Annotated in this window: 20 protein-coding genes; 7 read left to right on the top strand and 13 right to left on the bottom strand. The window is 56.5% G+C overall.

Annotation, left to right across the window (positions count from 1 at the left end; genetic code table 11):
* Positions 1 to 71: 71 nt before the first annotated feature.
* Genes AKL27_RS18170 through AKL27_RS18185 form a run of 4 tightly spaced genes read right to left on the bottom strand, consistent with a single transcriptional unit; the run spans position 72 to position 3,528 of the window.
* Positions 72 to 440, bottom strand: a complete 369-nt coding sequence (locus AKL27_RS18170; RefSeq protein ID WP_050464268.1) for a TrbG/VirB9 family P-type conjugative transfer protein — start codon at positions 438 to 440, stop codon at positions 72 to 74.
* Positions 441 to 452: 12 nt separating this feature from the next.
* Positions 453 to 1,787 (bottom strand): TrbI/VirB10 family protein, encoded by a 1,335-nt coding sequence (locus AKL27_RS18175; protein WP_050464269.1) that lies wholly within the window; start codon positions 1,785 to 1,787, stop codon positions 453 to 455.
* A 5-nt stretch (positions 1,788 to 1,792) separates the two neighbouring features.
* The gene (locus AKL27_RS18180) at positions 1,793 to 2,716 is read right to left on the bottom strand and encodes a TrbG/VirB9 family P-type conjugative transfer protein (RefSeq protein ID WP_198156011.1); all 924 of its coding nucleotides are present in this window, start codon (positions 2,714 to 2,716) and stop codon (positions 1,793 to 1,795) included.
* 29 nt (positions 2,717 to 2,745) lie between these two features.
* Complete coding sequence (locus tag AKL27_RS18185) at positions 2,746 to 3,528, bottom strand: VirB8/TrbF family protein (protein WP_050464271.1); 783 nt, start codon at positions 3,526 to 3,528, stop codon at positions 2,746 to 2,748.
* 18 nt (positions 3,529 to 3,546) lie between these two features.
* Here AKL27_RS18185 and AKL27_RS27820 point away from each other — a divergent pair, with 18 nt between their 5' ends.
* Together AKL27_RS27820 and AKL27_RS27825 are read left to right on the top strand one after the other, a co-directional pair.
* A complete protein-coding gene (locus AKL27_RS27820; RefSeq protein ID WP_157056988.1) occupies positions 3,547 to 3,711 on the top strand; it encodes a hypothetical protein in 165 nt (54 codons plus the stop codon).
* A gap of 128 nt (positions 3,712 to 3,839) precedes the next feature.
* Positions 3,840 to 3,980, top strand: coding sequence for a hypothetical protein (locus tag AKL27_RS27825; protein ID WP_157056989.1), 141 nt, complete (start codon positions 3,840 to 3,842; stop codon positions 3,978 to 3,980).
* A gap of 29 nt (positions 3,981 to 4,009) precedes the next feature.
* Here AKL27_RS27825 and AKL27_RS18190 read toward each other — a convergent pair whose 3' ends face one another.
* The 7 genes from AKL27_RS18190 to AKL27_RS18220 are packed head-to-tail and all read right to left on the bottom strand — an operon-like array spanning position 4,010 to position 10,419.
* Entirely contained in the window at positions 4,010 to 4,933 is a 924-nt protein-coding gene (locus AKL27_RS18190) for a type IV secretion system protein (RefSeq protein WP_198156012.1), read from the bottom strand.
* 20 nt (positions 4,934 to 4,953) lie between these two features.
* Complete coding sequence (locus tag AKL27_RS28175; RefSeq protein WP_198156013.1) at positions 4,954 to 5,226, bottom strand: hypothetical protein; 273 nt, start codon at positions 5,224 to 5,226, stop codon at positions 4,954 to 4,956.
* Positions 5,227 to 5,243: 17 nt separating this feature from the next.
* A complete protein-coding gene (locus tag AKL27_RS18200) occupies positions 5,244 to 6,020 on the bottom strand; it encodes a hypothetical protein (RefSeq protein WP_050464274.1) in 777 nt (258 codons plus the stop codon).
* Entirely contained in the window at positions 6,017 to 8,608 is a 2,592-nt protein-coding gene (locus AKL27_RS18205; RefSeq protein ID WP_050464275.1) for a VirB4 family type IV secretion system protein, read from the bottom strand. Before AKL27_RS18205 ends, AKL27_RS18200 begins: the two co-directional genes overlap by 4 nt.
* Positions 8,602 to 8,937, bottom strand: coding sequence for a VirB3 family type IV secretion system protein (locus tag AKL27_RS18210; RefSeq protein WP_050464276.1), 336 nt, complete (start codon positions 8,935 to 8,937; stop codon positions 8,602 to 8,604). The genes AKL27_RS18205 and AKL27_RS18210 overlap by 7 nt, the downstream gene beginning before the upstream one ends.
* Before the next feature lie 11 nt (positions 8,938 to 8,948).
* Positions 8,949 to 9,272: a hypothetical protein gene (locus AKL27_RS18215; protein WP_157056990.1), complete on the bottom strand. Its 324-nt coding sequence runs from the start codon at positions 9,270 to 9,272 to the stop codon at positions 8,949 to 8,951.
* The gene (locus tag AKL27_RS18220; RefSeq protein ID WP_232311023.1) at positions 9,265 to 10,419 is read right to left on the bottom strand and encodes a CpaF family protein; all 1,155 of its coding nucleotides are present in this window, start codon (positions 10,417 to 10,419) and stop codon (positions 9,265 to 9,267) included. Before AKL27_RS18220 ends, AKL27_RS18215 begins: the two co-directional genes overlap by 8 nt.
* Positions 10,420 to 11,013: 594 nt before the next feature.
* On the opposite strand from AKL27_RS18220, the gene mobH reads away from it, so the two are divergent.
* From mobH to AKL27_RS18245, 4 genes are all read left to right on the top strand, one after another.
* Positions 11,014 to 12,951: a MobH family relaxase gene (gene mobH, locus AKL27_RS18230; RefSeq protein WP_050464279.1), complete on the top strand. Its 1,938-nt coding sequence runs from the start codon at positions 11,014 to 11,016 to the stop codon at positions 12,949 to 12,951.
* The gene (traD, locus tag AKL27_RS18235) at positions 12,948 to 15,041 is read left to right on the top strand and encodes a type IV conjugative transfer system coupling protein TraD (protein ID WP_050464280.1); all 2,094 of its coding nucleotides are present in this window, start codon (positions 12,948 to 12,950) and stop codon (positions 15,039 to 15,041) included. The genes mobH and traD overlap by 4 nt, the downstream gene beginning before the upstream one ends.
* On the top strand, positions 15,025 to 15,729 hold the full coding sequence (locus AKL27_RS18240; RefSeq protein ID WP_050464281.1) for a DUF4400 domain-containing protein: 705 nt from the start codon (positions 15,025 to 15,027) through the stop codon (positions 15,727 to 15,729). The genes traD and AKL27_RS18240 overlap by 17 nt, the downstream gene beginning before the upstream one ends.
* 166 nt (positions 15,730 to 15,895) lie before the next feature.
* A complete protein-coding gene (locus AKL27_RS18245; protein WP_050464282.1) occupies positions 15,896 to 16,513 on the top strand; it encodes a tyrosine-type recombinase/integrase in 618 nt (205 codons plus the stop codon).
* A 57-nt stretch (positions 16,514 to 16,570) separates the two neighbouring features.
* On the opposite strand, the gene AKL27_RS18250 is transcribed toward AKL27_RS18245, so the two are convergent.
* Together AKL27_RS18250 and AKL27_RS18255 are read right to left on the bottom strand one after the other, a co-directional pair.
* Positions 16,571 to 17,065, bottom strand: a complete 495-nt coding sequence (locus tag AKL27_RS18250; protein WP_157056991.1) for a hypothetical protein — start codon at positions 17,063 to 17,065, stop codon at positions 16,571 to 16,573.
* 117 nt (positions 17,066 to 17,182) lie between these two features.
* On the bottom strand, positions 17,183 to 17,989 hold the full coding sequence (locus AKL27_RS18255) for a lysozyme inhibitor LprI family protein (RefSeq protein WP_050464284.1): 807 nt from the start codon (positions 17,987 to 17,989) through the stop codon (positions 17,183 to 17,185).
* 398 nt (positions 17,990 to 18,387) lie between these two features.
* Here AKL27_RS18255 and AKL27_RS18260 point away from each other — a divergent pair.
* A partial coding sequence (locus AKL27_RS18260) for a hypothetical protein (RefSeq protein ID WP_050464285.1) occupies positions 18,388 to 18,663 on the top strand: 276 nt, incomplete at its 3' end.

The following is an 18,663-nucleotide window of genomic DNA, read 5'->3' on the forward strand; positions in this document are numbered from 1 at the left end:
AAGTTTATTTTTGGAAATTTGTATCGATTACACCACTTGAGATCGGGGTGTCGAAACAATAAATGACTCTTTCAGCTATTTTTCAGCACCTCTTCAGTCATGCCCACATACCGCAAAAAAGCCCTCCGCTGCCGCACCACAAATATCAATTCTGATTCAAGCCGCCGTATCACCACAAACGGTACTTCGATGTCGTAGTCGATACCCAGGCGCAGCAATACCTGGCCGGCCGGTGTATCAGCAAAGATCGCCGGCAGCTGCTTCACATCCCTGAACTGGATATATATCTTTTCGCCATCATCGAACGCCTGCACCGGTGCAATGCCGACGTCGCCGGCAATCTTGTAGGTAAAATTGTAGGCTGCGGCCCACACCCGAGGATGAATGGTCAACATGGACATACTCAAAGCGACACAGAACAGCAAGCGGTAAATGGACATCAGGACTCCAGGCTAGTGAGGACGTGTTCGGGTGATATGGGTTGGCAGCACCAGATCCTTGTTGACGTAGACCAGAATCTGCTCGCCACCGGTCGCAGACAACGTCGGCTTGATCCCGTCATTGCGCTCCAGCACCTTCCTGACCGTATCGATAAGCACCTGCCCCCCGGCACCGGCCAGTCCGTCCGCACCCGAAGCATTGATCGTGATATTGGTAGCGCCGGAAGACTGTTTATGGGACAGGGCAGTAGCCAGTCCGGCTACCAGGAAGGAAGAGCCGAACATCTTGAAAAAATGCGTATCGACATCTGTGTTCAAGCCTGAGCGGCCAGTGCTGTCGGCGCCAGTCATCGCACCAAGATCGACCGTGGCACCACTCGGATAGCGCAACCGACGGAATGCGATCAGCAGCCGTTCCTGACCTTCGGCAATGCTGCTGCTATAAGGCCCGGACAATACCGAGTACCGGGGAATCAACCGGATCTTGCCCGTGACAGTGTCGTAAACATCACGACTGACCTGACAACCCATCTCACCCGGCAGATCACTGTTGATGCTGCCCAACAATACGCAGGGAATCCACTCATCCCGATACAACGTGTAAGGCGCCAGCGGCGGCCGAGCGACCGCGTAAGAGTCATCCTTCCGTTCACCGGCGGTGTGCAGCCATTCTTCATTGGCATTGGCCGGCAAGCGAATGTTCGCAGCCGGATGTCTGGACAGCGCATGCTGGACCAGCAGCTTTTGCATGTCCGCCACCGTATCGGCGCCTGCCGGCGGCGCAGGGCTTGTTACCGCAGCCTGTCGCTCCAATTGTGTCAGCAAGCCATCGAGCTCGGCATTGCCCGTCGTAGCACGCACCGTGTCCGGCACATCCGCGCGCGACGCATCGATTTCAAATGCCGCGATCTTCCGGTCAGCAGTAAATTGCTGAGCAATGGCAGCAGCGTCATGGTGTTTTCTTTTTTCTGATTCGTAATCCGCCACGGGATCTTCGTCAGGTCTGCCGACAGGTACCTGAGCCCAGTCGGGCAGCGGTGACCCTGAACTGACGGGGGCATACAGGATCTCCTCATCAGCCGGAGCTGCATCGCTGAGGCCAGAGGCCTTCTGGTCCTGCCGCGCCCGTTCTGCCGACTTTTGCAGCAAGGCAGACATCTTGGCAGCATCACCTGGCTTTTCTTGTTCGATCCGCGCTTGCTCCTTTTTCTCCTTGGCCAACAAGCGTTCACCTTGCGGGTTTTGTGCATAACGAATGACGATCATGACAATCGCCGCGACCGCGATAGCGGCGATGCCCCAGGACAGTAGCTTGCGTGGCAACTTGCGAGTGCGTGCAGTGGCCATCACGGTTAGTCCGATGTACGGATATTGCTGGCGCCGTTTTTCTTCCAGCAATCGCGACTGAAGAAGCCGCAATTGCGTTCCCTGTTCTTGATACGTACCTCATCCTTGTTGATCTTGAGCAGCAAGCCATGCGGCAACGGACGCTGCACCACCATATAGCCATCACGCGGATAGGGCTTCACTGGCTCAGCCTCTCCAGACCGGGACAAGGCAAAGAACACCGGGGCATCCGCATCCTCAGGCAGTTTCACCCACGTGGTGCGACCATCATCGAACACCATGGACGGCTTGAACGGCGCATCACCTTCTATGCTGTAGTTGAAATTGAGTTGTTTGACATCCAGCAGGGTAAGGGCCTCAGATACCCGCTGCGCATCCACAGAATCTTTGCTGGCGGCAGGAAGGTGATCCGGAGCCCCATCCGACGCCGCAGACAACACGCCCGCGGGCTCTATTTCTTCTTCGAAAGCAGACTGCGGTATATGCCATGACACCCGCTGATACCAATTGTGCGATGCCGGTACCGATTTCAACGACAGATCGTAGGTGCGCAGTGTCGTCACCAGCGTGGCAGTATTAGTCAAACCGTCCTGTAACGGCATCACGAACACGCTCTCGCGTGACTTGGCCACATGCGATATCCAGCGGATCTGATCGGACAAGTAGAAGCCGACCACCTTTTCTGAGGGAGAGAGGGCAATGCGGGTGAACAGTTGCGATCGCCCCAGAACCGGATAGACATAATTGGGATCGTACGGAAACACGACCAGCTTGTTGTCGAGCGGCATGGCATAAGGGCTGATGCCCTTGCCATCGATGCTACTGGCGATTATTGCCGGACTGCCAACTCTAACTGCGGTTGCCGTGCTTCCTGCAGCCATGGTATGTTGCGCGCATGCGTTGCCCAGCAGGATGCCGGCAAAGATCATGGCGCAGGGCAGAATTCGTGTGAGTCGCATCATGGTTTCTCCAGATCGTCGTTCACCGCAAAGCCGGTAATGGTCAGGCCAATGGGATTGTCATATTCCTGTTGCTCATGCTGTAGCGGCACCAGGGTGTGATCCAGAATCACGACCTTGCGCAGACGCCCACGCTCAACGCCATCGATGCGTTCGACCAGGGTGACATGGGCAATCGCAGTGTGGCGATCCGGAAAGCCGATGCTGACGGAATCGACTTCGCGTGACAGATCCGGCTGCAATTCCAGCCGCTGGCTGATTTTTTCTTTAAGGTCGACCCAGTCGGTCAACTGGGGAACAGCCTTGCCCCGGGCCCAGGTAACGGCATTCGGAATCCAGATTTTTGTAGAAAATTTCGGATTGATGCTCATCACCCAGACCAACCATTGCTTGATGAAATAACGCTTGTTCGCTTCAGTAGCCTCAAATGCACTGGCCACCCGCACTGATCGCTCAACACGTCCGGTCGGCTGGCCCACGGCATCGCGTTCGACATCAACAAAGTAGGGAATGCGCTCGGCCGGCCCCGCCATACGCAGGATGCCGGCGCCGAGTACTACGACAATGACGGTCAGCGCCATGACCACCAGCAACAGTACCGACTTGTCCAGATTGGGTTTGATGAATGCCGAGAAGTACTGTTTGACCGCACCGGCACGGTCAACGAACGGCGCAGGATTCTCCGGGCGGCTGTTCACAACTGCACGCTCCTGCGAGTAGCGCAAGCCGGTCCCATTCGCACCGCTGTCACCGGCATCATCGTTGAGATTCACCTTCGTCATGTCATCAAGGAGACTGTCATGTGGTTATCGCTGGTTGCAGTTGGTGCATTGGTCCTGATTGCCGGCATTGCGTGGTTGATTGATTTTGCGATTTTCAGGGAAGAGACTGGCGAGAAACGTCGCAAGCGAAATGCTGAGCACGACAGGAAGCCGCGAGAGCAATGGGAGAATGACTTGTATTGATGCCTTTTGCTGCGCTCGCGGGTTCGAACGCACGTGGTTAGCAGGAAAATCGGAGCGGTTCCGACAGGACGGATGCCACCCATGCCATCGTTGAATTTCAGGTGGAGCATCATTGAGAGGAGAGTGTAATGTGGTCATTGCTGACTGTGATTGCGGTTGTCGTAATCTTCTTTTGGTTGAAGGGACGGCATACTGATGCGGACGACGAAGCTCGTCGCATCATTGATGATATCGATGACGATGAAAGCGATAAGCTGAGACGTGAGTAATGATGACTCGTGGACATTTGACGTCCTCCCTAGCGAACAATTTTGTTTAGTGAGCGATTGATAATTCCTCGGCCAAAACCTCGCGGACTTGTGCGTGCTGCACCACCAACAAGTCCCTCAGCAATCTGGGGAACCTGCCACATCATGAAAGCCCCAATAGCTGTCATGACGGAGATAAAAATCATCGCCATCCAGTCGGTGACGCCGGCGTTGGATGAGGAGGCGATGGCTTCACTGGCCAGCGCCGATGCAGACAGCAGGGCAGCATTGGTCATGACCATCATCAGGGCGCCTACGGCTTTCATCAGACCCGCGGCAATCATGAATTTGAGCCAGCCGTCGAACAGGAAGGCGCCGGCTTCCAACAACAGCCACGGCACCAGAATCGGACCAAAGGTCAGGCCGATACCGGTCAGAATTGCCCCGATATTTATGATCAACACGTAGACCGCGAGCATGATGCCGAGCAGCACCAGCGTCACGAACTTGAGCAGCATGGCAACCAATTCCATGACGGGCGACGGTATCGCATTCCAGAAGCGCTCCCACCAGTTGCCACCCGTCGGGCATTTGGTGCTGTCCTCGTTCTTGCTGCAATCAATGGCGGTATCGCCCTGATTGTTCAGGGTATGCATGATCTTGACGATGTTGCGGGCACCGGCCGCGGCCGAAGCATCGTTGCCAGCGACGGTTTTGGCGATCTGGTTCATGGTGTTGGTGAAGAAACCGCTCACAAAGCCGCCATTCCATGATCCAAGTAAAAACAGAACGAAGGCGGTCTTGACGGCGGCATTCATGATCGCTGCCAAACCTTCCGCGAAAGAGTCAGACAGGATGATTTGCAACAATTGCCAGGCAATCACGATGCCGAACAGCTTCCAGGTCAGTTCATTACCTTCTTCCACCAGTGATCCCGCGCGCGACAACAATGCCGCCAGCATGTTGTCGATCATGCTGTCGAGCGAATGCGAATTCATGTCCGTCCTCCGGTCACGAATTGCAGCACGGGATACAGCAGGTTCTGGCAGAGCAGACCACCCACGCCGATGATGCCGAACGCCACGCTCAAGGGCCGGTCCAGTTGCAGACTGATGACGGCCCACAGCAGGGACAGCCGCACCGAACGCAGAATCCGCTTGTCGCTGAGTACGTGGCAGCTGCGTTGCTCGGCAGCCAGACATTGATACTGCCGGGTCACACGCAAGATGCGCCGCAATTCCTGCGGCGACCGGCACAGCCAGAGCATGAGTTGCCTGAGCAGCATCACGGCCCCCAGCTTTCATCAAGATGGAAGTCGCGGCCGAGTTCCTTGTTGCGCGCGTCCTTTTGTCCGAGCAGAACGGCATTGCGACGCGCCTGTTCGCTGGTAATGGCGCGATCGTAGGCACGGTCGGCGCGCTCGCGATTGGCAATGATTCCTTGCTGCAGGATCGCCGCCTTCAGCTCCATCATTTCACCGGTCAACATATTCGCCTGTTGATTCAACAGCTGCAGTCCTTGCAGATTGCCGCTCAGATGCCGGTTCTGCTCAGACAGCCGGCGCAACTGCCCGGCACGTTGCTGCAAGCCGTCGATTGCCGCCAGATCCGACCGCATCTGGCGTTCATAGGCACCACCCTTGCGTGCCGCCAGCGCCGACTCCATTGCCAGATAGTCCTTCGGCGATAACGCCAGCGCCTGCATTTCATTGAGCCGTCGCGAGAACATCCGGCTGGCATCATTGGCCGACTGATACAGACCATCGACCGCCGTATAAGCCGCCTTCAGCTCTTGCAGCTGCGACTGATAAGGGCCGATTGCCGCCCCCAGCAAATCCTGTGGCAAATTCTTCAGATTGGTCGCCATCGTGGCGTATTGCTGCAGGGTAGTGATGTTGGACTTGATCTGTTCGCTCACCATGGCCGCCTGTTTGGCGGCAGACGCGATCAACTGCACGTTGTTCATCAACTGCGTGATCTCGGTCGAACCACCGAATCCGGCCACGGTCCCTGCATGGGCGCCGGACCAACTGAGCGCCAGCAGCAGCGGCAAATTCTTCATGGCTGACCTCCCGCTGGCTGCGGGTTGCACATGGCATGCAGATAGGCCTGTTTCCAGTCGGTGTCAGCCGGCGCCCCATGCTGATAAAAACGGTCAAAGACGATTTGCGCCTTGCGATCAGAAGCCAGTATGGCGAGGGTATGACGGTCGAACTGCGGTTGAATCATGCGCGACAGATCATCCTGGCGGATGAAGTAATCGCGCTGGGCCTGGGCGCCGGCGATTCGCTCCAGCTGCGCATCGGTCAGCGCAAACTCGGACAGGTAGATGTGCCTGAGCGACGCCGATCTGGCCTTGCGATTCGGCGTGAAGATCACCGTCTTGACGTTGTCGCGCAAGGCGCCGAAGATGCCTGACTGCACCAGCTCATCAGGCGACTGGGTATCCATCCACAGGGAAGAAGCATAACGGGCGATGGTCTTGAGGTAATTCTCCATCTGCTGTGCGAACTGAGGATTCTTAAGGAAAAACCAGACTTCAGGGATGTAAATCACGGTCGGGACGATCCTGCCTTGCAGCCGTTCATCTGCCATGCGCGACTGAATACGGTAGAAGGCCAGATCCATGAACGGCACTGCCGTCATTTCGTCGCGCAACAAGGTGCGCACCTCAATTCCCACCAGACTGCCCAGATCAAAATCATCACCGGCATTGTCAAAGTAGCGCCCATACGGCCGATCTCCCACCCACAACGCCAGTTCCTGTCTGAGCTCCTCGTCGGTGATCTGGGTATACACCGACAGCAGCCGGTGCCGGGCCGGGTCGGACAATGCACGTGTCGCACGCAATGCCTGCTCGATCTGCATCTCCTGATGCGCCTTGACCCGGTAGCCGCGCATCTGGCACAGCAGCCGTACAAAGCGCACCAGATAAGCCAGATGGTGCTCTTCCTTCAGCAAGACCAGCGGATTCATGCGCGGTCGTTCCAGGCTGTCGCTGCTCATGTCCACATACTTCCCACCTTGCAGCAGAATCGGAATACGGGCGGAATAGTCGACGTCAAACACCAAGACCCGGGCATCGGGATACTTGCGGAAACTGGTCCACAGAAAATTGGCCTTGGTGGTTTTACCGGTGCGCGAAGGGCCGATAAAGAGCTTGTGGCCGATGTGCATGACGTAATGCACGTAATAGAAGGGCGTGCCATAGTCCGTTGCCATCGCGGCCAACGCTGGGCAACTGACACCGAGCTGGTCGCTCAGATAGTCGTTGCGGATCTGGCCGCGGCTGATGGTCCGCAACGGGGCCAGGTTGGCGAGATTGGCGTGATCCAGAAACTGCATGCGAACAATTTCACCCCATTGCCCGGGAATGGTGCCGGCCCATGCCGACAGTGCGCCCTCGGTCTCATGGACCGGCATGAAGCGGGCGCTGCGCAGGCAGGCCTCCGCCTGTTCGGCCAGATCCCCGGCTTGTTGCAGCGTATCGCCATAGCAGACCACGGTGCAGTTATACCAACCCGCTACGGTCTGACCGATACCGGCCTTGGCGATGGCTTCTTCGGTTTGAGCGCTTTCAGCCTCGCGCGCGCTGTCGACCCGTACGCCGTCGGTGGAACCCTTGAGGGCACCGCTGAGGATGCCGCGCCAGCCCAGCCTGGCAATGTCGTTGTAACGTCGCACGGCACGCATGAAATGCAGCGCCTTCTTTCTGCCAGCATAGCGAAATACCTGACTCAGACTGATATCACCGGCCAGCGTCAGCAACGGATCGAGCTGGCCGGGTTGGGTATGGCCCAGCTTGTCCTGCCGGGCCGGCTGCGGAAAACCTTTGACCGAAAGCAGCTTGGCGTACAACGCGCGTCCACCCGAGAACACCAGATAATCCTTTTCTGGTTCGACGGCAACGCCAGGCAGCAGGGCATCCAGAAACCAGCCATCGTCCAGCGTGACGTCCTGCTGTTCATGCAGTTGTCCGAAACAGCGGCTCAGATAACCACCCAGCGCCGCAGCAGAAAAGCGCTGGAAACGGATCTGAGTGCCGAACGCACCGGTAAACGAGCTCAGCAACTCCTCAAAACGTCCGCCGGCGGCATCCAGCTCATCGCGGCTATAGGCAAATGCCTGTTGATCCGCGCAATACGTTTTGATGGTTTCCCATACGGCACGCATCACAGAACTGTCTTGCGCCATCTGCATCGCACGTTGCACGCGCGCCATGAAACGGCGGCGGCCGACATCCGGCAGCATTGCCACGCACAGCGTGTGGGTATTGATGCGGTTGTTGCCGCGTTCAAAGCTGAGCCGGCGCGCATCATCGATGGCCTGACTGCAGGGATCCGGGAAGCGGCCACCGGGATAGAGCGTCGTCTTGCGGCGGTCGACTTTCCACCACAAGGTAATCGGATGATTGGCAAAAATCAGATGCGCCGCTTCCGCCACCGCAGCGAGGGCATTGAGCTGGCTATTGGTCGCGCCATCTGGATCGATGCCTTCAAACTGAAAGCATGCCAGCAAGGCCGAGTCCTTGAGCACGATCACCTGATCAGACAGGGCAAACAGCCACGGTGCCAGCTCACTGCAGGAACGTCGTCCTGCAGCGTACGCCGCACTCTTGCGGTCGAAGCGAGCCGCGCGGTCGTTCAGCATAATTCACCCGTACCGAAACCGGCCGGCCGCAAGCCACAACGTTGGCCGGCATGTGGCCATGGTTCATAGCGGTCGCCTTGTTTGCTGTAGTGACGCAAAATGCGCAGTGCATCCGGATCGTCAGCCGCATACAGATAGACCAGCAGCCAGATGGTGAAGCTGATCACCGGAAAGTAATAAAAGCGAATCGGAGAAAACACAAAGAAGATTGTCACGATACCCAGCGACTCGACAATATCGGTGTCCACGCCCCACGTCAGGCGCGGACGCATCAAGGCCCCGTATACCGGCGTCTTGCGCAGTGGCTCATCGTTGTTCAGCAGGCTCATCACGTCTCGTTTCAGCAGGGCTGGGCGCCGAACCAGCCAATCACGGTCGGCAGCGACAGCAGGGCCGAGGTGGCGATGCCGGTCTTGGTCATGCCTGACATCGCTTCCTCACTCTTGTCCATGAATTTCCATTTCAAAAGAATCAGCGTCAGGGCACCCATGGCGGAGACCCCGATGAACTCGTTGTCGATCACATTGTTGTAGGCTTTGCACATCGGCTTGGTGATGATATTGGCGTGCGCACACGGTGCCAGCAGCAGCGCGCACAGACAGCCAGTCAAACAACGGTAGATGAAGGCGCGAGACGTTCCCCACACAGTAGATAGCTCAGACATAAAACTGATCCTCCCGCATTACCTTGGAAAACAGCAGCCGGGTCTGATAAACGCCGCCACGCGCACCGAGCAAGGCACGCACTTCCATCGGTGCACGCACGCCATGTTCATGCGCGGCATGGATGATGAAATCGAAGGTATTGGCAATTTGCACACGAATATCGTCCAGCGGCCAGCTCTTGCCTTCTTCCGATTGGCGCAGCATGCCTTCCAGACGTGGCAGGGCTTCGTGCGCCGCGTTGGCATGAAACGTCACAAAGCCACCCTGATGGCCGGTATTGAGCGCGGCCATCAGATCGTAGGATTCGGCACCACGGATCTCGCCGACGACGATGCGCTTGGGCGCATAACGCAGCGCCAGCCGGACCAGATCGCGGATGAACACGTCGCGGTTGTCTGCTTCAAAGCCGACATGATTGGGCACGCTCACCATCAACTCGGCAGTGTCTTCAATTGTGATCAGCCGCTGGTCGATCGGAATTTCTGCCAGCATGGCGTTGAGCAGGGTGGTCTTGCCGCTGGAGGTGGAACCGGTGACGATGACATTCTTTTTACTGACCACCAGCCATACCAGAAAGCGCAGCAGCGCCTGGCCGCCAGCCTTGAGTTCGGCGTCAGAGGGCGGTTCCGGTAGTGCGTGACCGCCGGCTACGGTGTCGGCCGCCAGTACATCAAACAGACCGCGCTGCAAATAGTCTTCCAGGCGGATGGCGGTACAGGCGTGCTTGCGGATACACATGGATGAACCACGAATGGCAACGGGATGGCGGGCTGCCGCCACGCGCAGGCCGGGCAGGCGGCAGTCGAGAATGCGGGTGGCGGGTTTGCCGTTGATGTTCGCCAGCGTATCGATGGCACCGCAGATGGCGACTTCTTCCAGGCAGATGGTGGGATCGTGCAAGGTCGTGCCTTGCCGCTCCACCCAGATTTCTGCGCCGGTATTGATCTCGATTTCCTGCACCGTCGGATCTTCCAGATGGACGCGCAACGGCGCCAGATGATCCAGCAACAGTCCGCCGGCATAGTGGAGAGCGGCGCGATCCATCAGTGCGGCCTCGTCATGAACGCTGGCGACTGGCGGCGCAGCGCTGTTGATCGGTAACGGGAACTGCCGGGTGGATAGCGAAAGCGCATGGGCACCGTTCATTTGTCTGTAAAAAAAACTCCGCGGCGACAGTAACTCTGCTTTGCACAGAATGCCGCCGCGGAGGCCGGAAGAACTGCCACGACACAAGGATATGGGAGGGGAAAGTCGCAGCAGTCAGGTAGCAATGTATCGATGCGGCAAGGTCGACACCACATACAAGGTGCACGGTTGTGAACGGAAAACGGGCACCTTGTCTGGCGTCATGTCACCGCACCAACAAAGGAACCACGGCAAGGCCGGCAAGGGTAAGGGGACGATCCAAAGGCCGCCCGCCACGCTGAACATCGCGTGGCGGGCTAAAGGCCAAACGGATTAAAGGAAATGCACAAACGCCCGGCAAGCCTGATGGGACCAGCAGTCCGGTGACCGATGAGATTCCAGATAAAGCGGTACAGAGATAGCGATGACGGGCAGCTTGATTGCAGCGCCGGCAGCGCTACGTCTCTACAGTGCATCTCATGCCGGAAAGGCTTTGCGCGCAGAGCCTGACCGGGTGTGACTCGAACCGATAAGCCCGTTGTCCCTATGGCGCATGAAAGCATCCCCTGCGACACCGCTGTCGCACCACCCCATCACTGTGCCAGGTACGCTCGCATGATCGTCATGCCATTCGAGGCCTGGATCTGGATCGCCAGCATCGTGGCTGCGGCAGGTACAGCCATCGTCATGCTGCACCATCGTCTGGCACCGCGCCCTATGTCGTCTATAAAAGACGCTCCCGCACCGGCCTCTGCTGCTTCTTTACCGGCAGGTCAGTTTGCCGTATCGGACTATGCTGCCTTGCTGAAACAGACCGGCACGCTCAGCCTGGTGGGGGAAATACAGCAAAAGTGCGGCTTTGCCGATGCCAATTTCGACCGCGATGTGTTGCCGCTGCTGCAGCGCCTGGCGGAATTCGTCCAACTCCTGCCGGCATCGGAATCCCATCATCATGCCCAGCCCGGCGGGCTGCTGATCCATTTGCTGGAAGCGGGGCGCAATGCACTGCATTTCCGCGATGCCTTGCGCTTGCCGCCGGGCGCCACCCCTGAACAACAGGCGTATCTGGGACCGCGCTGGACCTATGGCGTATTGCTGGCGGCGTTGTTGCATGACGTCGGCAAGCCGGTCGCTGATGTCTGCGTGACGTTGTTCACCAAAGAAGGTATTGCGGGCCGGCGCTGGAACGGTCTGGCCGGTACCATGCCCGAGGCAGGCGGCGTTTCGTATACGGTGGAATTCCCCGAGCACCGGGAATACGGCTTGCATCCCAAGTTGCCACTGCTGTTGTTCAACAACATGGTGCCGGCCGCAACACTGCGATGGCTGGCCGAAGACGCCGAGTTGCTGCAGCTGTTGCTGAGCTGTCTGTCAGGTGACGGAAAAGACCATGTGCTGGCAGCGCTAGTGTTGCGCGCAGACAGAGAATCGGTGCGCAGAAATCTGTTGCACGGTCCGCGCACCCGCTTTGCCTCGGCTCGAACCATCCCACTGATCGAACGCCTGATGCAGGCGCTGCGGCGCATGCTGGCCGAAGGCGGGCAGTTGCCCTTGAACCGGCCCGGCGCTGCCGGCTTTATCGTCGCCGGGGAAGCGTGGTTTGTGGCAGGCACACTGGCGGACCGCGTACGTGCCTGGATGGACCAGAGCGAAGTGCGCCACGCCGGAGCGGCCGCGCTGCCGCAAGACAATGCCCGTCTGTTCGATATCTGGCAAGACTACGGTGCCGTGATTGCCCATCCGGATGGCGGCTGCATCTGGAGGATCGCTATCGAGATTGGCGCCTGGCGGGAAATACTGACCATGCTGCGGTTTCCGCTCGCCAAGCTGTACTGCAACCCCGCCGATTATCCGCGTCACTGTGACGGTACGCTGCGCGTGGTCGAGGTCCATCAGGCGGTGGCCGCGTCTGAAAATGCACTACCCGTCGCATCAACCGAAGCCGTAGTCACCCGAGAAGGCGCGCAACAGGAACCGGATACCTCACGTACCGCAGGCGTATCCGATCTGACGTGGCTGGATCCGGACGAAGCCGCAGAGGCTGCGTTGACGCCTGTTGGCACAAGCATGTCGCCGCCATCGCGGTTGCAGGCGCCGATGGCAATCGTCGGCAAATCGTTGCCATCGGTCGCACCTGACTTGGCGGAGCGTTTCATGGCCTGGATTCAGGGTGGACTTGCCGATGGATCGATCCGGTTCAACGAAAGCAGCGCCATGGTGCATTTTGTGGAAGAGGGGATGCTGCTGGTATCGCCCAAGATAGTGCAGGTATTCGTTGACCGATTCGGTGCGGACGGTGATGGACGCTCGGCCGCAGCAGATCAGCCACGTCCCTGGGCCCGGCTGCAGCGCGAATTCCAGCGCTCGGGTTTGCCACTGCGCAATCCCGAAGCCAAGGGCTCTTATCTGTTTGCTTACGCCACCACCAACAGCAAATCCGATCGGCCGGTGAATTGTTATCTGATTCCGCACCCGGAACGCTTTATCAATCCCTTGCCGGCGCCGAATCCGCATTTTGTGTCGAAGGCGGCGCGGCTCAAACAGCGCGCATGAGTTATCCGGTCGAGAATTTGTTTCGTCGGCCGGTCGAATTGATTCCGGCCGCTGCATCGTTGGCGAGTTGCGCCGCCTTGTGGCTGCATGCTGACTTGTTCATGGTGACGCCGACCAGTGCAGCGCTGGCGACGACTGGGTTGATATCACATGCAGCCTGGCGGGCGCAGCAGGGAATCAACATCGTCAGGTTTCAACGCAATTTGAAGCGTTTGCCGCTGTATGTGCTGCGCTCGGAGCACATTCCGTGGTCGCCGCGTGAGCTGTTCCTCGGCATGGGTTTCGCCTGGGATCAGCGCCATACCCAACGTTTGTATCTGGCGCGACATCCCGAGCATCGGCATTTGCGCGCCCGCAATGGCCTCTACGAAAGGGCGCGTGCTTACGAACGCAGCCATCCCGATGCGCTGCTGAGCCGATGGCTGAGTTGTCCGTCCCGTTTCAATCCGGTGGCGCCGTTGCCGCCACTTGGAGGGGATCCCGCCATCCATGGTGTTGAGTTGCAGGAACGCCCGGTGTGGATGGATATCAGTGAGCGTGTCGGTCATATGCTGGTGTTGGGCACCACCCGGGTCGGCAAGACCCGTTTCGCCGAGCTGGTGATTACGCAAGACATCCGTCGCGGCGATGTAGTGATCGTGTTCGATCCCAAGGGCGATGTCGCCCTGTTGCGACGCATGTATGCCGAAGCCAGACGCGCCGGGCGCGGCGACCAATTCTATCTGTTCCATCTGGGGTATCCGGAGATCTCGGCGCGCTATAACCCGGTCGCCAGCTTTTCCAAAATCACCGAAGTGGCGACCCGCACCGCCAATCAGTTGCCGGGCGAAGGGCAATCGGCAGCGTTCAAGGAATTCGTGTGGCGCTTTGTCAATGTAATGGCCAGAGCCATGGCTGCGCTCGGCCTGAAACCATCCTATGAAGCGATCTACGCCAATGCAGTCGACATCGATGAACTGTGTATCAAGTACTTCCGGTTCTGGCTGGAACGCGCTCATCCCGGGTGGGAAGCACAACTGCCGGCAATGATCGACGACGAACAGAAAAAGCAAATCGCATCGCAAGCCAGAAAGTCCGGACGCAGCGCCTATGCGCTGGAGTTGCTGACACTGATCCGGGAACAGGGCTGGCACGATCCTATTGCGGACGGTCTGGGCTCGGTGCTGGCCAATGACCGCAGTTACTTCGAAAAACTGGTGTCCTCTTTGTACCCCTTACTGGAAAAACTGACCACCGGCAAGGTTTCCGAATTGCTGTCGCCGGACTATGACGATCCCTGTGATGCGCGCCCGATCTTCGACTGGAACCGCATCATCGATCAGGGCGGCATTGTTTATGTCGGTCTTGATTCATTGTCGGATTTTGAGGTGGCAGGTGCGGTTGGCAACGCCATGTTCGGCGACCTGACGTCGACTGCCGGACGCCGCTATAAGCACGGCGCCGCCTATGGCCAGTCGGGCTCGGCACCCAAGCGCAAAATATCGATTCACGCGGATGAATTCAATGAATTGATCGGCGATGAATTTGTGCCCCTGCTCAACAAGAGCGGCGGTGCCGATTATCAGGTGACGGTGTACACCCAGACCTGGTCTGACGTCGAAGCACGGACCGGCTCCGCCGCCAAGGCCGCGCAGATCGCCGGCAACCTGAACAATCTCGTGATGCTGCGGGTCAAGAATGTCGAAACCGCTGAAATCCTGACAGACCAATTGCCGCGCATCGAAATCGCATCGGTAACACCAGAGTCCGGGGCGATTGACGGCGGCGAACCGGACCAGTTCCGGGAATTCAGCAGCAATTCAAACGACCGTATCACGCTACGCGAGGTACCGATGCTGCAACCATCGGACCTCATGCAATTACCCAAAGGCCAGGCATTTGCCTTGATCGAGGGCGGTCGCTTGCTGAAAATCCGCATGCCGCTGGCCAGTGACGAGCACGACGAGGTCATGCCAGAGAATTTGCAGGCGATGTGTGCCGACATGCAGCGCCGTTACCAACACTATGTCACACAGATCGAACAGACCTCGGATGGCAACATGCGCGCGGATCAATTGACGGAGGGCAGTGGCAGTGACTTCGGGCCATAAGACAGATTACGAAAACAGTATTGCCGGCACCGGCCTGTGGTGGCTGCGCGCGTTGTTGCGGCTGGTGATGACGTTGGTGATGTTTTGTGTCATAGCGATAGCATTGGCGATCATCCACGGCAAATATGCGCTGGCGCCCGGCACCGGTATCGAACACATGCAGGGACTGATCGGATATGCGCTGGATCGCACCACGCATCAGGAATTTGCCCGGACACTGGCAGCAGGACTGTACTGGCTCTGTTTCAAATGGAATGGCATTCATGACGCAGCAATAGAATATGCACGCGGCAGGCCAGCATGGACACTGATGTCGGATCTCATCCGCAGAACGCTGATCATCCCGTTCAATGAGTCATTGATGATCGCCATGCTCAGTGTGAAACTGTTCGGCATCCGCATGGCCGGATTGCTACAGGCATTGCCGCTGTTCGGGCTGGCCTGTGTATTGGCTGCAATCGATGGCCTCAGTGAACGTCATATCCGACGCTGCGGTTTGGGGCGAGAATCGGCAGCCATCTATCATCGCGCAAAGTACTATGCATTTCGATTGTTGCCGCCGCTGGCCGGGTTTGTGTATTTGGTGCTGCCGTATCCGATGGAGCCGGCCATAGTTTTTACGCCAGTGGCGCTGGTGACGGGAGTGCTATTGCGTACGCAGATGAAGTATTACAAGAAATATATGTAGGAGTAATTTTGAACATTGACCTCACACATAACATCTGGTGGTGACAAAGTAGGAGCTGCCATAGGTTTTATATGTATCCGTATCGAGGTGTAATTGACAATAGTGACCATCGGACTAATTTCAATTGCCGGCACAAACTAATCCTTCATTCGTGAAGGAGATTGAAATGAAAACGCTATGCATGCCGGTGGTTCCGTGGAATAAGGGAAAGTTGGTCGGTCAAAAATCCCCATTGAAACAGAGTGAGATTTGGTCGATACGGATCAGGCTTCAGCTCTTTCGAAAGAGTCGGGAACTGGCTTTATTCAATTCGGCAATCGATAGCAAGCTGCGCGCGTGTGATTTAGTCAAAATACGCATTCAAGATGTGTGCCATGGCGAGCACGTCGCGAACCGGGCTGCGGTCATGCAACAAAAAACGAAGCGGCCCGTACAGTTTGAGTTAACTGCAGCGACGCGAGAAAGCATTGCAAACTGGATGGTCGTAGCGGCGCTAAAAAGTGATGATTTTCTGTTCCCTAGTCGGCGACATAACTCTCCGCATATATCGACCCGGCAGTACGCTCGTATTGTTAAGAAATGGATTGCGGGTATCGATCTCGATCCGACTGCCTATGGAACGCATAGCCTGCGTCGTACGAAGCCAACTCTCATTTACAGGCGAACCAAGAATTTACGGGCAGTTCAGCTGCTACTAGGACATACTAAACTGGAAAGCACCGTTCGATATTTAGGAATAGAGGTGGAGGACGCACTTGAGCTTGCAGAGCAGACCGACGTCTAAGAATTTTTTTGCTTCAACTGGCCATCGATTCGATGGCCGCTCTTGGCCGATTGCGGACTAGCTCTCGCGGGATGAAGCAGCGCCAAGCTGCTCAATATATACACGCGGTGCCGCAGAGAAACGCGCTGCCTCTGAGTGTTGAACAGCGCTGCTTAAGGCCATTACATCTGCCATGATTATCGAGCGAGCTGCCAGTAGGAAAAAACAACAGTCCAGCGCACGCGCGAGTTCAACAATTTTTGAGCACATCCACAACGTATCGTGTCGCGTGTCGATGCGAGCCATGACCGACTCGACATTATTACCTTCATAGCCAACCTGAATATCGCTCTTGGCTTGGTCACCCCAGATTTTTATTGCGTCACTCCACGACTCCGTCGGAGGCAATACTTGCGAAATCAAGGCGGCTAGATTTGCATTGGGCTGATTTGGCCCCCATGCCGTCGACATGTCACTGTAACCTTCGTCGTCATAGAGCATTTCAGGACTATTCCCTTCTAACTCCGCCCATGCCCGTGGTATTAACCCGACTGCAAACTGCCAAATAGCCATTGAGCACCTGTAAAAAAATTAATGACCGTTCCTGGCCGATTGCTGCCAACCAAAATTCGGTAATGCAAACGATCGCAAAAAATATGAACAGATACATCGTTTGATGTAAACACTCGATTATTTGTAGCTCTGCAAATACTTGAGACGGTCTTCCGTCATGGACGCGTGGCAGTCTGAAATCAGTACCCCTTCCAGAGATCCTCCGCTGACCTCTTTACCAGCCTCTGAACATTCTTTTTCTTTCTTTTTAATCCAGACTATTTGCTCTGACTTCAATTCCGCTTTGCGTTCGGTATTGAGTGACGCCATCAATTGCTTGTAGGTTGAATTGAGTTCTTTGTCAGCAGCCTCGTAACGTAATCCGGTGCATGTCAACTGGTCGGATGTTACCGCCATGTCCAAGCCTGTGCAGAGCCCGGTTTTCTCTTTCGAGTCTTCTTTTGGGGGTAGCGCAATTTCGATGTCATCCGGCGCTACTTGTGCAGCCATGGCTACTGGTACGGCGTGCTCTGCTGCGGGCGTTTTTGCTGCCACGTATTGCTTCGCGTAGAGCAGGATATTGATGAGGTCAGCACGCGCGATTCCATGCAATTGAACTACGTGCTGGTCTTTGTCATCCAGTTGGGATGCATACTTGATTGGGAGTGTGTAAGTCATGTTGTTAGCACCGGGGGCAACGATATTGGCGCTGCAAGAATACCGTTTGACTTTCTCGTCATGCGCTTCGGCCAGCGGCAAGGTGATATCCACAGGCTTCAATGTGGCGACCAGTTCGGCGCGTTCGATGTCATTGGAAGGACTGTAGAAGTCGACCAGTATTTGTTTGACCAAGCTTAGTGTGGCCAGATCACTGCATTTAGGAACTTCGGCGGAGCAGCCGTATAACGCGGTACAAATTATTGCGAGACCCAAGTGCTTTTTCATATTTTCCCGTTTTTTATTCTGATTGGTACGCTGACTATTGAATTTTTCTTAATTTAAAGCTAAGCCGCATACCTAATGATATTGCATTTTTGTTGAAGTGCTGACACCCCCGTACGTTGGCTCAATAGTTCAATGTTCTGCAAGGGAAGAGATACGCGCATTTCAATGGGCCATCAGGAAGAGATGGAACACATTTAAAAGCGATATTTCGGTTGGCGGAGGCTGACTGAGGAGATTTGATACGGAATTGCAGCTCAAAATGACAATACTTTCTGTTTTAAATAAAAATATTTATTAAAACTGCTAAACCAAACGCTAAATCCTTGGATGTATTGAATAACTGGTGAAGTCCATGGAGAGATGGACCACTGCACATACATACAAGAGTGGGGAAAGCGATGGCAGCGATCGTAAGCGGCAATAGTCTGGGATTGAATCTGAGCTCATTGAGCACCTTGGGTTTGCGAGGTGTCTTCGGAGATGCCGGATTGGGCCGGGGTGGAGAACAGGCTTACGTCAACATTGCTACGGGTAACCTGGTGCTGCAGGACCGGGATGGATTGTTGCTCAGTCGAGGTGCCGATATTGCAGCCTTGCGCACCTATAACAGTCAGGGTCAATTCACTGACGACAATGGCGACAACTGGTCCAATGGCGTCTATCGCCAGCAACCC

The sequence above is a fragment of the Herbaspirillum autotrophicum genome (genome assembly GCF_001189915.1).
In the GTDB taxonomy this organism is placed as follows: Bacteria; Pseudomonadota; Gammaproteobacteria; order Burkholderiales; family Burkholderiaceae_D; genus Herbaspirillum; species Herbaspirillum autotrophicum.